This is a genomic window from Paenibacillus glycanilyticus NBRC 16618, assembly GCF_004000805.1.
In the GTDB taxonomy this organism is placed as follows: domain Bacteria; phylum Bacillota; class Bacilli; order Paenibacillales; family Paenibacillaceae; genus Pristimantibacillus; species Pristimantibacillus glycanilyticus.
Genome location: NZ_BILY01000001.1, coordinates 165,677 through 179,434, shown reverse-complemented (window position 1 = coordinate 179,434; position 13,758 = coordinate 165,677). Strand labels below are relative to the sequence as shown.

General features: G+C 53.2%; 12 protein-coding genes. 5 read left to right on the top strand and 7 right to left on the bottom strand.

The genetic code is table 11. The features are described from left to right. Window positions 1-85: 85 nt before the first annotated feature. A complete protein-coding gene (locus PGL01S_RS00675; RefSeq protein WP_127490649.1) occupies window positions 86-1,831 on the bottom strand; it encodes a sensor histidine kinase in 1,746 nt (581 codons plus the stop codon). After that, window positions 1,828-3,384: a helix-turn-helix domain-containing protein gene (locus PGL01S_RS00670; protein ID WP_127490648.1), complete on the bottom strand. Its 1,557-nt coding sequence runs from the start codon at window positions 3,382-3,384 to the stop codon at window positions 1,828-1,830. The genes PGL01S_RS00675 and PGL01S_RS00670 overlap by 4 nt, the downstream gene beginning before the upstream one ends. A 168-nt stretch (window positions 3,385-3,552) precedes the next feature. Here PGL01S_RS00670 and PGL01S_RS00665 point away from each other — a divergent pair, with 168 nt between their 5' ends. From PGL01S_RS00665 to PGL01S_RS00655, 3 genes are all read left to right on the top strand, one after another. Next, complete coding sequence (locus PGL01S_RS00665; protein ID WP_127490647.1) at window positions 3,553-4,920, top strand: ABC transporter substrate-binding protein; 1,368 nt, start codon at window positions 3,553-3,555, stop codon at window positions 4,918-4,920. Window positions 4,921-5,011: 91 nt separating this feature from the next. Then, on the top strand, window positions 5,012-5,923 hold the full coding sequence (locus tag PGL01S_RS00660; RefSeq protein ID WP_127490646.1) for a carbohydrate ABC transporter permease: 912 nt from the start codon (window positions 5,012-5,014) through the stop codon (window positions 5,921-5,923). Beyond that, window positions 5,924-6,742, top strand: a complete 819-nt coding sequence (locus PGL01S_RS00655) for a carbohydrate ABC transporter permease (RefSeq protein ID WP_127490645.1) — start codon at window positions 5,924-5,926, stop codon at window positions 6,740-6,742. A gap of 56 nt (window positions 6,743-6,798) precedes the next feature. Here PGL01S_RS00655 and PGL01S_RS00650 read toward each other — a convergent pair whose 3' ends face one another. Genes PGL01S_RS00650 through PGL01S_RS00630 form a run of 5 tightly spaced genes read right to left on the bottom strand, consistent with a single transcriptional unit; the run spans window position 6,799 to window position 11,641 of the window. Further along, window positions 6,799-7,707, bottom strand: coding sequence for an aldo/keto reductase (locus PGL01S_RS00650; RefSeq protein WP_127490644.1), 909 nt, complete (start codon window positions 7,705-7,707; stop codon window positions 6,799-6,801). Between the two features lie 31 nt (window positions 7,708-7,738). Next, a complete protein-coding gene (locus tag PGL01S_RS00645) occupies window positions 7,739-8,644 on the bottom strand; it encodes an RraA family protein (protein WP_127490643.1) in 906 nt (301 codons plus the stop codon). A gap of 34 nt (window positions 8,645-8,678) precedes the next feature. Then, the gene (locus tag PGL01S_RS00640; RefSeq protein WP_127490642.1) at window positions 8,679-10,064 is read right to left on the bottom strand and encodes a mandelate racemase/muconate lactonizing enzyme family protein; all 1,386 of its coding nucleotides are present in this window, start codon (window positions 10,062-10,064) and stop codon (window positions 8,679-8,681) included. 39 nt (window positions 10,065-10,103) lie between these two features. Continuing rightward, entirely contained in the window at window positions 10,104-10,847 is a 744-nt protein-coding gene (locus PGL01S_RS00635; RefSeq protein ID WP_127490641.1) for an SDR family NAD(P)-dependent oxidoreductase, read from the bottom strand. Further along, entirely contained in the window at window positions 10,844-11,641 is a 798-nt protein-coding gene (locus tag PGL01S_RS00630; RefSeq protein WP_127490640.1) for an SDR family NAD(P)-dependent oxidoreductase, read from the bottom strand. The genes PGL01S_RS00635 and PGL01S_RS00630 overlap by 4 nt, the downstream gene beginning before the upstream one ends. Before the next feature lie 244 nt (window positions 11,642-11,885). On the opposite strand from PGL01S_RS00630, the gene PGL01S_RS00625 reads away from it, so the two are divergent. Both PGL01S_RS00625 and PGL01S_RS00620 read left to right on the top strand, forming a co-directional pair. Next, window positions 11,886-12,539 (top strand): GntR family transcriptional regulator, encoded by a 654-nt coding sequence (locus PGL01S_RS00625; RefSeq protein ID WP_127490639.1) that lies wholly within the window; start codon window positions 11,886-11,888, stop codon window positions 12,537-12,539. 52 nt (window positions 12,540-12,591) lie between these two features. Next, window positions 12,592-13,737 (top strand): helix-turn-helix domain-containing protein, encoded by a 1,146-nt coding sequence (locus PGL01S_RS00620; protein ID WP_127490638.1) that lies wholly within the window; start codon window positions 12,592-12,594, stop codon window positions 13,735-13,737. Window positions 13,738-13,758: the final 21 nt, after the last annotated feature.

Here is a 13,758-nt window from a genome sequence, read left to right as displayed (position 1 = left end):
CTTAACGATTGCCTTGAGACCACAAGACAGCTGCCGACCATTTATCGGCAGCTGTCTTTCGTTTAACGGGATAGAGCAGAGCACACTACTTGCTTACCTTAGGCAGCCGAATGAAGACGCGAGTCCCCTGGCCGACTTCGCTCTCAATCCGTAAGGATGCAAGGCTTCCGAACAGATGCTCCAGCCGCCTCTTCGTATTGCTAAGGCCGATGTGTCTCAGCCCGGGGCTGCTCTTTTTCTCATGCGATTCCCAAATCCTCTGCAGCCGCTCCGGCTCGATGCCTATTCCATCGTCCTCGATGGTGATCATAAGTTGGCTCTCGGATTCACAAGCGGCAATACGAATGGTGCCGGGCTCGTCCTTTGGGCATATGCCGTGGAAAATGGCGTTTTCGACAAACGGCTGAATCAGTATGCGCGGTACAAGATAGTGAAGCTGCTCATCTTCCAGCGCCCACTCCACCTTAAACATATCTGCGTACCGGTACGATTGAATATCTATGTAATCTCTTAACAGCGCGACTTCGTTACGGAGCGGGACAAGCGAATCGTCTCCGCCCGTTTTCACCGCGTCCTGAAGCACGCGAATAAAAGCGGAGACCATACGGACGATGTCCTCATTCCCTTGTTTTTGGGCCATGTAAATAACGGCATTCAGCGTGTTGTAAACAAAATGCGGATTAAGCTGCGACATCAGCAGCTCCATTTGAAGCTCGCGCTTGTCTTTTTCGTGCTGGATGGACTCCTCGATATGAGTTTTGAGCTGGCTTGTCATCCGGTTGAACCCGTTCCCTAGCTTTTCCATCTCGTCTCCGGTATCGATCTGCACGGACACCTGCAAATTACCGCTCGATACCGCATTCATCGCATTATACAGCCGCATGACCGGACGGGTAATGCGGAGGATGGCCGGAATCATCAGGGCAAGGATAAGCGAGGTGCTGACAAGCGTGAAGAAGCCGAGCAGGTACAAGACGATCTTGGCGCGGTCGAACAACGATGCCTGCGAGATGAAGGAGGCCAGCCGCCATCCGGATGTTTCGAACCGGTCGACAAGCAGGTAGCCGTTGTTCACGCGGTATGCGCCTTCCGTGCCCGTACCGTCATCTAGATCTTGAACGAGACGGGCTATTGCCTGCTCGCCGTCATTCGGCTTCACATAGAGCGCGTCCCCCGATTCGCTAAGCCAGGTTAAGTTGCCGAAAGGACTGAAGTCGAGCAGCGACTGAAAATGGCTGTAGTCGAGATTAACGATGAATTTACCAATCGTCTGTCCGGGCTTCTCGATATCCCGTACCGTCACGACATAGCTAATGATGGTCGTCTCGGATGACGGTTTCTGGTCGGCAAGCATACGGTGGGGCTCGGTGAAGCCGTACTCGGTTCCGGATCGGACGAAATTTAAGTACCACGGTTCCTTCAAGCGTTCGCTGAAATAGCTGTCGTTGCCGGCTGCGTTCCAGAACACTCGTCCGTCCGGCAGCACAAGCGCATAGCTCGCCACCTCCTTGCGGAGGCCCTTGTAGCCGTCGACGAACTTGAACGTACTCTGCAAAGCCTTGAACTGATCAAACGTATCGAGCTGATCGTACGTTTTATAGAACTCCTGCAGCTGTTCGGCAATGATAAGCGTTAACGTAAATTTCGAAATATCATCGGACATGTAGTCGAGCTGCCGTACCGTCTGGCTCAGCTTCGCTTTGTCCTCCTGCATCATTTGGTCGATCAGGATATGATTATAGTAATAGTAGGTAAAGGCTATGGACAGCAGAAAACTGACGGCGGCAACGATAACGATTCTCCAGAAAATGACGGTGCGAAGCCTGGTCATCGGGCCTGCTCCTTAGCACGGAACTGATGGGGGAGAACGCCGGTCAGCCGCTTGAACACCTGACTGAAATGCTGGGGGGAACGATAGCCGACCCGAGCGGACACTTCAGCCATTTTGGCGTCCTCGCGCATAAGAATGATTTTAGCCTGCTTAATTCGGTATTCGGTCAAGTAGTCAAGAAAGGTGCGGTTGAGCTCCCGCTTAAATAGCTCATGCAAATACCTAACGCTAATGCCGGTTGCGGCAGCGGCATCCTCGACCCCGATCTCATCCTGGAAGTGAGCATGAAGGTAACGTATGGCCTGCAGGAGCTTCGGGGACAGACGTTTACGTGCAGTTGATCCCTGCTCGTTCAGCTCGCCGAAAGCATGAAGGAACCGGTTGCGTATATCGGTTACGTGATACAGGGGACCGAACGTTATTGGATCCAGTGGATCCGCCTCGGGAAGTCCCGCTGCAGCAAGCCGTTCGCGATACAGGGTTGTCAGCGCGCGGATGGCTTCGTACAAACCGTTCAAGTTCCATTCCGGCTGCGTGAAACTGTCGAACCATTCGTTGATAACGCTTTCAAAACTGCCGTAATCCTCTTGTGCGATACAGGCCGCCAACGTCTCAAGCCACCGGCGGCTGCCATCCATATTCGCAGGTGCCATACGGATTGGCAGGGGAAGATCATGCGCGCATGCCAGAGTATTGCGTCCGGAAAACACGGTGTGTCGCGCGGCTTCTTCCAGCTTGCGTATCAACGCGGGCAAATGCGCCGCATCGGCGTATTCGAGAGCGAAATAGAAAGAGACGGTATAACCAAGCCGGCCATCGAACTCCCGCTGCGCAGTCGAGGCGATTCTATGAAAAGCTTCACGCTGCACGGAGACGCTTTTATCGCGCTGTTCAAACAATGCAACCAGCCTGCCGGGTCCATGCGCGAATTCCCCGACTAATTCCCAGTCGGCGGTTGTCTCCGCATGCTTAAAGCCTTCCGTCCATCCTATTGTCCCGCTGGCATCGGGCGACGCTGTGACGGATGGAATTGTCGTGAACGGCACATCTGCTTGCAGGAGCAGCGCGCATAGCGGCGGACGCGCGATATGAGCGCCATGCTTGGCAGGCTGACTGCTGGCGAAAAACGCTTCCTTCAGTTGTTCGGATCGGGAGAGCTTGCGCTGCCGCTCGTTCATTTCCCAAGCTAGCTTTGCTTTCGCAAGTTCCTGCATAAGCTTGTCTCGATTAACCTCGTGCTTAACAAGGTAGCTCGACACGCAACCGAGCGATATCGCCTGACGGGCATAATTAAAATCCTCGTATGCGCTCATTACGATGAAGTTGACGCCCCAGCCGCGTTCGGCTACCGCCCGAATGAGCTCAAGTCCATCCATAACCGGCATGCGGATATCCACGATCATGATTTGGGGACGATGCTCTTCGCAGAGACGCAGCGCGCTTCGGCCGTTTGTTGCCGCGGCTGCGATCTCATATCCATTCTCTTCCCATGGTATTAGCGTTCGTATATGCTCCAGGGCAATGCGTTCATCATCCACCAATATGATCTTCATCGAAGGGAGCCTCCCATGTCCATATTTGAATCCATTATACTCTACGTAATAAGGGCGGTGAAGCAAAGTGCAGAATCCCGACCAAAAATGCAGTTTTGTTATGTTTACGCTTTCATAGGCACTTGTATATGATGAGAGCGTAACCAAAAACCTAAGGGAGGATTTGGGATGCGTCGTTCGAAATGGGGAAGAGGAATCGCGCAGGCAATGACCGCTTTGACTCTTGTTAGTTTGCTAGCCGCATGTTCAGGCGGAAGCGGCGGCAATAGCGGAGGCAACAGCGGCGGAAACGTCAAAACGAGCACACCGGCGGCAGAAACAGAGAATAACGGTGCTGCAGAGGACGGAGGCAATAAGGAGCTTAAAGGGGAGTTCGTGCTCTGGACTTGGGAGCCGGAGCATCCGACGGCGCTGGCGGCTTTTAACGAGAAATATCCGGGGATCAAGGTGAAGAGAGTGCAGGTCGAAGCGGCCGATGTTCCGAAGAAGCTGCAGACGACGATCGCCTCGGGCGGCGAGCTGCCGGACGTTATCCGGATCGAGCGCGGGCAGAAGGCAAAGATCTTCAGCATGGATATTTTGCAAGATTTAGAGGCCGACCCTTATAATGCGGACCGCAACGTGTTATTCGAGTATGACGCTCCGGCATTCTCCATGAATGACCATCTGGTCGCTATTCCGGATGATATGAGCGTTGCCGGCGTTGCCTACATCAAGTCGCTCGCCAAGGAGTATCTGGGTACGGACAATCCCGAAGAGATGGAAGCGATGCTGCCGGACTGGGATGCATTTATCGCCAAAGGCGCAGAGGTGCTCGACAAGAGCGGCGGTAAGGTCATGATGTTCCCAAGCCTTGGCGGTGTCTACGATATTCTGAAGGGTCAGCGGGATCAGCCGTACTTCGAGGGCAACAAGTTAAACGTTCAGCTGCTTCAAAGCATCGTAACGCGGCTTGTCCAGTTCCGCGATGCGGGCATTGTAGACAAGCTCGACCAATGGACGCCGGCCTGGAACGCCTCGTTTGGCGGCGATAAATACATGTTTACGCCAAGCCCGGTCTGGATGCCGCAATACGTCATCGGACCAAACGACAAGAAGCCTGACCGGTGGGCGCTGATGGTAGCTCCGGATGGCGGTTATATCCGTGGCGGTTCGTCGCACGGCATTCCGAAAGGCGCCAAGAACGCCGAGCTGGCTTGGAAATGGATCGAGTTTACTTCGATGTCGCAGGCAGGCGCGGAAGCGCAGAAGAAGGACGGCGTATTTACCCATTACAAAGAGGCTTATCAGAATAAACAATTCTCGAATTGGACGTGGGAGAATTTCGGCACACAGGATATTGGGGAGAAGTTCTTCGTGGACATCTCCGGGGTAACGACCGACGTTGCCGAGAACGTGAACGACCAAGTGCTTGACGAAGCGATGAGCATCGTGCTGCAGACTCTCTCGAAGGATAAAAGCTTCGGCGTGGAGCAGGCGATGGACCGGATTCAAAAAGAGCTGAAGGCGAAAGTGCCGGACGTTACGTTCGGTTAACGGCGAGCCACGATGACGAAGAGACGCTGGGAGCGGCCGGGCGGCCGCTCTTTGCGCTTTCCTTGACCTTATAACGATCGGAGTGGGAATAATGGATGTGGTGAAGCGAAAATGGGCGCCGTATCTTTTTCTGTCACCGTATATGCTGTTTTACGCGGCCTTTGGCCTGATTCCAATCCTGTTTTCGTTCTACGTGAGTCTGACGAGCTGGAACGGGATCGGGAAAAAAACGTTCGTTGGGCTGGACAACTATGCTTTTCTGTTTAATCCCGACTCATATTTTTTCACCTCGGTCGGGAATACGCTGCTGTTCGTGGCCGTATCGCTGCCGCTTCAAATGGCCTTTGGCCTAGCGATTGCTTCGCTGCTCTACAGCAAATTCGTCAAGTGGAAAGCCTTTTTCCAGCTCGTCAACTTCCTGCCGTACATCGTCACGCCGGTTGCGGTCGGCCTCATGTTCAACCTGCTGTTCGATTGGCAGGCCGGCTTCGTCAACAAGCTGCTGCTCGAATTCGGTCTCATCGACGAAGGGATCTATTGGCTTGGCGAACCGATGTATGCCCGTATCGTCATTATTCTGATGCTGTTTTGGAAGGGCTTTGGCTACACGATGATTTTTTATCTGGCAGGACTTGCCAACATATCGAAGGATTTGCACGAGGCGGCTGCCGTCGACGGCGCAACCGGCATGAAATCGTTCTGGACCATAACGCTGCCCTTGCTTCGACCGGTCACAACCTTCGTGGCCATTACGGGAATTATCGGCGGCTTTCAATTGCTCGAGGAGCCGATGCTGCTGCTAGGCGGCGCGGGAATGGGCTCGGCGTCTGCCGTTATCGGCGGACCGGAACGATGCTGCCTGACGACCGTCTGGAATATGTATGACACGGCATTCGGCAGCACAACTCGTTACGGACTAGGCGCGGCGATCGCTTACGGACTTTGCGTCATTATTGCCGTGTTCTCGTTTGTTGGCACCAAGTTTTACAGGGAGGAATCCTAAATGAGTACACGATCGCGTACGGTTACTGCGACGGTCGGTATCGCGCTGCTGTCGATTGTCGCCTTGCTGCCGTTTTACATTATGATTGTTATGGGCACTTACAAGAACGAAGACCTTTTTACGAAGATCGTCCTTTATCCTGGCAACTACCTTGCGGAAAACTTCAAGACGGTTGCGGCGAGCCGGTTCGATCTGGCCTACTGGAATAGTTTTGTCGTCTCGGCTGCCAGCACGCTCCTGTCGGTGTTCGTCAGCGCGCTTGCCGGGTTTGCGTTCGCGAAATACGATTTTAAGTTCAAATCGAAAATTTTCGGAGCTGTTCTGCTGACGATGATGATCCCTGGCCAGCTAGGCCTGGTCGCGTACGTGATCGAGATGCGTTATCTCAACCTTTCCGATACGCTGATGCCGCTTATCCTGCCTTGGGTGGCAAACGCGTTTGGCGTGTACTGGATGACGCAGTTCATTCGCGGCGCCGTACCGGTCGAGGTGATCGAGAGCGCGCGCATCGACGGCTGCTCGGATCTCGGAATCTTTTTCAGGATCGTGCTGTCCTTTATTTATCCGGCATTAACAACGCTTTCCCTGCTGGTCTTCCTCTGGTCGTGGAATAATTACCTGCTGCCGTTAATCGTCATAAACAAGCCGGAGATGTACACGATCCCGCTAGGCATCACGACGCTAGGCTCCGCGTACAGAACCGATCTTGCGGCGCAAATCCTTGGACTGTCGATCGGAACGCTGCCGGTGCTCGTCTTATTCGCAATTGGTTCGAAAAGCTTCATTCGGGGGCTGACCGCCGGATCGGTAAAAGGATAAACGCTGAATAAAAAAACGAGCCAATGGAATTTGAATTCCATTGGCTCGTTTATGTTTTATTTCACGATTGCCGTCCGCCCGATGGCGTCCAATCGTTTCTTTGCTTCCTCGTAGACGTCGCTTGGTAGCGGGCCAAGCTCGGCATAACGGAGATTTTCAGCCAAGTGGGAGGGATTCTTGGTGCCCACGATCGTTGTCGTCATGGAAGGATGGGATAGGGTAAAGCGCAGCAGGAATCCGGTCCTCTGCTCGCCATGTTCCAAGAGGTCGTCCAGCTTCGCTTGCTCCCAGGCGCTCCAGCGTTCCTCCGAACCCCGCCCGATACCCGGTTCGCCTTGTCCCACGCCGCCGCGGACAATGATGCCGGCTCCGGTGTCCGCGGCTTTTGTTACCCAATCCTCGTGTTCTCGTTCCAGAGCGGAGTAGGGCAGCTGGAACGTATCGAATGCTCCCCAGTCCACGAAGGCCGGAAGATTCGGAAGGTAAGAGGAAACGCCGATGTAACGGGCTTTGCCGCTAGCTTGAATTTCCTTCAGGACATCGACCAGCGCGCCTTCTTCGGCTTGCTGCACCGTAGGTCCATGAAGCTGCAAGACGTCGACATAGTCGGTTTTCATGCGCTTTAAGCTTGTATCGATATTATGAAGCAGATTATCTCGCGTCCAAATATGGGATGTCTCGTCATGATCGCCGCGGTTCGTGACGCAGCAGCCGCATTTTGTCACCAGAATAAACTCGCTCCTGCGGTGGCTGATGAAGCGGCCGATTAATTCTTCGCTGCGGCCGTAATCGTAAGAGGTGTCGATCAGATTGATACCCGCATCGAGCACGGTATTCAAGATGAGGCCCGCATCGGCATCCTCGACCGGTCTTCCGTTCCATACGCGGGGTCCGCGTATTTCCATGGCGCCGTAGCTTAATTTCGTAACCTGCAAACCGGTACGGCCTAATATCGCTTTATCCATCAATTAAGCTCCTTTTTATTCCTATATTACCTTATAACCGGACATCGCTGGAAGGGCCGTTATTTTCACTCTTGCGCGCTTCTTCGAGCTCCTGCTCCCATGTCAAATGGCGATATGGCACGGCAGCTTTGTCAGTGTCGAACCATTGAATGAAGTCCTGCCACATGGCGGTCGTCCATGCTGCATCGATTTGCGCCGTCGTATAGGTTCTGCTGTTCAAGCGGGCAAAGCCAAACACGTCGCGGACCTGCGATTTTTCCGCATGGGTAGCCGTCAGCTCCGCCAAATGGGCAGGGATGAAGATGACGCCTGCCGGCGTGCCAAGCACAACGTCGCCGGGGAGGCAGACGGCCCGGCCAATGCGGGCGGGAACGTTCATGCCGACCATCGTGACATCTGCTATTGCGGTTGGGTCGCTGCCCCGATAGAAAACATTAATGTTTTCGATTTGCTGAACCTGCTGATTGTCGCGTATACCGCCCCATATAACGGCGCCTCCTGTCTTCGTGCGGGTTGAGATAGCCGTGGACAGGTTGCCTCCCACGTAGGTGCCTTGATAGATTTTATCGAACATATCGATGACGGCGACATCCTCTTCCTCCAGCGAATCGATTACCCATTGGTTAAAAAAGCCTCTGCGATCCTCTTGCTCATGGCCGTAATTGAGCAGCGTATCATGCAGATCCGGACGTTTCGGCACCATAACGGCCGTAACCGCACGGCCAACCATCACCTTGTTCGGGTGAATGATTTTGAAATCGCCCTCGAATTGATAATGATATCCTCTCGACCAGAGGGGGCCCCAAGCCTCCTCGAGCGTGATCCTGCCTAGTCGGGCAAGAACGCTGGACGGCACTTTGGGACGGCCGTCGGGAAAGCGCTCGCCTTGCCATAGCGGCGATAACTGAATGGTATCTTCGGCATTATTAAATTTCATATCGGACACCTCGCTTTATTTTTTGTCTTGCTGCTTAGCTCCATAGCCGGTCGTTGGACCAGTAGCCGTTCCATTCGTCGGTAGGGAGCCAAAGCCCTGGAATTTCAGGATGCAGATGCTGAGCGATAACCTCGTCGTTAAGCGCTTCGATGCCAAGGCCCGGCGCATCGGGCACATGAATGAAGCCGTTCTGGACAAGCGGCTTTGGCAACTTGCTGACGATCAGATCGTCCCACCAATCGACATCGACGGAATGGTATTCGAGCGCCAGGAAGTTTTCCGTGGCGGCTGCGGCATGCACGGCTGCGAGGCAGGCGATAGGGCTCTCCGCCATATGAATGGCCATCGCGACGCCGTATTCCTGGGCCATGTCGCCGATTTTTTTCGTTTCCAGAATACCGCCCGTCGTCAGCACGTCGGGATGGATGACGGATACGCCGCCGGATTCCAGAAGCGGCTTGAAGTTCTCCTTGAGATAGATGTCCTCTCCGGTGCAGACCGGAGTTGTCACCGCGCTTGCGAGCTGGGCATATTGATTCGTGTATTGCCACGGAATCATGTCTTCCATCCAAGCCAGGTTGTACTTTTCGATGCGGCGGCCCAGCTTGATGCAATCCTGCAAGCCGATATGCCCGAAATGGTCTACGGCAAGAGGTACCTCGTAGCCGACGACCATGCGAACGTCGGCTACGTATTGCTCCAGCATGTCGAGACCTTTCTCCGTCACATGGATGCCCGTAAACGGATGTGCGATGTTATAAATATCGTAGTGGCGGCTGCGAATTTCCCGCAGCTGGTGCTCGGAGAGGTTCGAATGCTTTCGGGAATACCAGGCTTTGGACAACGCTTTCATATCCTCCAGGAAGCCAAGAGGGGCACTTAACGTTCCGGGCTCGTTAATAATCTGATTGATGCCCAGATCCATCTTAAGGAAGGTGTAGCCCTGCTCCATTCTTTTTTGCAGCGCCAGGCCCATAGCTTTACCCGTATCTTTACCGTCAACGTCGGTGTCGCAATACATGCGGATTTTGTCGCGGAATTTGCCGCCAAGCATTTGATAGATGGGCATGCCGTAAGCTTTGCCGGCAATATCCCAGAGGGCGATCTCGATGCCGCTTACGCCGCCGCCTTGCCGGGAATGTCCGCCGAATTGCTTGATTCTGCGGAACAGCTTGTCGATATTGCACGGATTTTCGCCCAGCAGCCTGCTTTTGAGCTGAAGGGCAAACTGTTTGTCGGCGCCGTCGCGCACTTCCCCGAAGCCAACGATGCCTTGGTTCGTGAACACCTTGATCAGGCTGCAGTGCATGGGAGCGCCTGCGATATCGGCAAAGCGAATGTCGGTAATGCGAAGCTCCGAAGGCTTGGAGTAGGTGTTGACGTGAGCTAACGTGCTATCATAGGTTTCCTGTTGAGTCATGGGCAATGCTCCTTTGCGGGAATATGGGTATTGGGCAGATTACATCAACATGCCGGCACCATCCATGCGGATGGTCGAGCCGGTCATAAACGAACTTTCGTCTGAGGCGACGTAGCAGACGAGCGAAGCGATATCCTCAGGCAGTCCGACGCGTCCAAGCGGAAACTTTTTGCGGTTGGGTTCCTTATGAGACGCCTTGAACTTGCCCACGTCGACCGCGCCGGGAGCGATCGTATTGACCGTTATGCCATAACGCGCCAGTTCAATGGCGCTTTCCCTCCCGAGCATTTTGATGCCGCCTTTCGACATGCAGTAGACCACGTCGAAGTCGGTAGGTCTTTTGCCATGCACGGAGGAAATATTAATAATGCGGCCGAAATGCCGTTCCTTCATATAAGGGATAACCGCCTGCATGCATTGCCAGTATCCTTTAAGGTTGATGTTCATGACGCGGTCGTATAGCTCCTCCGTATAATCGAACCAGTTAAGATTAAGCTGCAGCGCGGCATTGTTGACCAGAATGTCGATGCCGCCAAGCTCAGCCGCGGCCGTATCGACCATGCGCACGATCTGCTCCCGTTCCGCGACGTCGGCTTGAACGGTTATGCAATTGCCGCCAAACTCCTCGATCTGGTGCTGCGTATCCTTGGCTCCGGCATCGCTGGAATTGTAGTGAATGGCCACCTTCGCGCCGCGCCTTGCCAGCTCCAAGGCGATACCCTTGCCGATGCCCGTTCCCGCGCCGGTGACAAGTGCCGATTTTCCTGTCAAGCTGTGGCTCATGACGTTCGCGTCTCCTCCCCGGCCGGCTTGTTCATGCGATGATCCATGTAATGCAGGAGAAAACCGCCGTCCAGCCGTATATCGGCGCCGTTCAAATAGCCGGCTTCCTCTCCGGCCAGGAAGAAGGCAAGCTCGGCCAGATCTTTAGCCGTCCCAAGCTTTCCGCCAGGCACCTTGTAACGGTAATCGTCGTAAAGTCCGGACACCGGGCTTTGAAACGTCGTGTCCGAACCCTCGACAGGGCCCATCTCAATTACATTGACTCGGATGCCTGATCGGCCGAGAAACAAGGCCGCTTCATGAGCAAGCATCTTCACCGATCCTTGAGAGATGCTGTAAGCGAAGGACGATCCGGCAGGCTTCTCGTTATGAATGGAGCTGACGAAGATCATGCTTCCGAAGCCTCTTACCGCCATCCGTTTGCCTAGCGCTTGGGTACAGAAGAAGGCCGATTTGGCATTTTTCCGCATGATTTCGACAAACTCCGTTTCTTCGCAGCTTTCGACAGAGGCGGGACTTATCGCACAGCAATTGTGAATCATGACGTCGACTGGGCCAAGCAGCTTCTCGGCTTGATCCAGCATTGTTGATATGTCGCCGCTGCTGCTAAGATCGGCATGGGTAACAAGCAGGTTTGAGCCTGCGGCGGTGCAGCTAACGATCATGTTGTCCCATTCTTTATCCTCACGTGAACTATTCAGAATGAGATTCGCGCCATCTTGACTAAACCGTGCGATAAGTACCTCGGCGGACCAGCTGTCGGCATCCGCGATAAAGACCACTTTCCTCTTCAAATCATGTACACCCCCTCATGAATACTGGACTCTTTTCGGCAGGCGATTTGCTTTACATGACCATCTTACCGACCGATTGAAGCGAAAAGCCATGCCGCAAAATTATGATTTTGTTTGTTTTTTTACGGTTGATTCAGCTTGAAAAAAGTGGGAAATTTTCATCTTGACTTTCCCGTCCGAAGCGACTAGCATCGAATTATCGATTATCGATAATCCGTACCAAATCTCAAGGTGGTGAGAGCCCGTGTCCATCGAAACAGCCAGTTCAGAGCAAAGTCCAATCTCTCTTAGCGAGCATGTCTATATCGCCTTAAAGAAAAAAATTATGAAAGGTGAACTGCTGCCCGGACACCGCATTATCGTTTTGGATATCGCCAAACAATTCAACGTCAGCCAAGCTCCCGTCAGGGAGGCGCTCGAGAGGCTGAAGCAGGAAGGTCTCATTGTCGGCAAAATGAATAAAGGCTCGGCCGTTTCCGAAATTACGGCCCAGGAGATACGGGACATTTACGAGCTCCGGCAAATGGTTGAGGGCGAGGCGCTTCGCAGAGCGATGAAGGTGCTGGATGAGAAGGATATCGCTTACCTGGAAAGCGTTATTGCCGGCATGCGGGATGCGATCGACAAGGACGATCCTTACCGGCTGGTCGAGCTGGATATGCTCTTTCACGGTTATTTTTATTTGAGGAGTGGCAATGCTCTTCTCTACGACATTTGGAACAGCATCAAAACGAAAGTTATGCGTTTCATTACGGTAACGAACAAGGATCATCCCGGCCATACGCTTTCTGACTCCCATACCGAAATTCTGGATCTCATTAAATCGGGCGACGTTGATCAGACGGAAACGAAGCTGATAAGGGGACTCGATTTCTATAAAAACTATATCGGAGAGTAGCCCTTCAGCCGCATTCTTTTATTCATCCTTTCTCAAGAGAGGAGTGCCGATTATGAAGCAAGGGGTTATGGATCGAGCTCAGACGCTAAACGACCTGCTTCCCGGCGGCAGCTTTGAAGCCGGAGAAATGAAGAGGAGGCTGGATGAGTGCGGGCTTCACGCTTATTACTCTTATCCGGCTCTAGCCCTGTTTGGCGTTAGCCTCCCGGAGGCGGATTTATGGTCCCGAAGATACGCCGTGGATGAACTCTATGCGGTCATCAAGCGCCATGGACCGGACAACACCGCTATTTTGCCAGATGACAAGGGAAATGTCGGAGTTCTATTCTCCTGGGACGACCGCGAATCCATCATGAAGTTATACGGCAGCATCTGCAAGCAAGAGCATAGCTTTAACCCTCAATTGATCTCGCTAGGCATCAGCAATCCTACTTCGCAATTATCAAGTCTGCATCATGGATACGAACAAGCCCTCTTCGCCATGAAACACCGATTCTATCAAAACCATTCGCAGCCCATTTACTACAGCAGTATTCCCGAGTATGCAACGGACGCCGAATATCCCCGGGATAAGGAAGACGAGCTTCTGCGTCTCTTGACTAACGATTCCATTACCGAACAATCAACCCGGCAAGCGGTAGAGAACTTCTACCGGCAGCTCACTCGCACCGGTCCTCTGCCGGTCAAGAAAGTCGTTGACGCGACGCTTCAACTACTGGTCAGCCTGCAGCTTCGGGTCAAATATGAGCTTGGACAGTCCCATTTATGCAACACGCCCGATATGACGGCGCTTATGCAGCTGAATACGCTGGAAGAAATGACGGATGCCGTTTGCCAGGCGATAAAAGGAATGGGAGGAACGCCTTGCAGCGCCGACAGCCTAAATCGCAACCTAATTAAGAAAGCGGTTACATTGATGGAGGAGGAATACGATAAGGCATCCTTGCATTACGTCGCCGATAAAGTATTTATTACTCCCGCCTATTTAAGCTTTCTATTCAAATCGAAAATGGGAGTCACGTTTATCGAGCATCTGACCCGCATCCGAATAACCCATGCCAAAAAACTGCTCAAGCAGACTCATCTGCGAAACTATGAAGTCGCCGAGCGTGTCGGCTACCAGGACTCTCGTTATTTCAGTCAAATTTTCAAAAAGAAGGTAGGTTTGTCGCCAAGCGAATTCCGAGATGCAAATTAACCAGCTATCCATCATCTCATT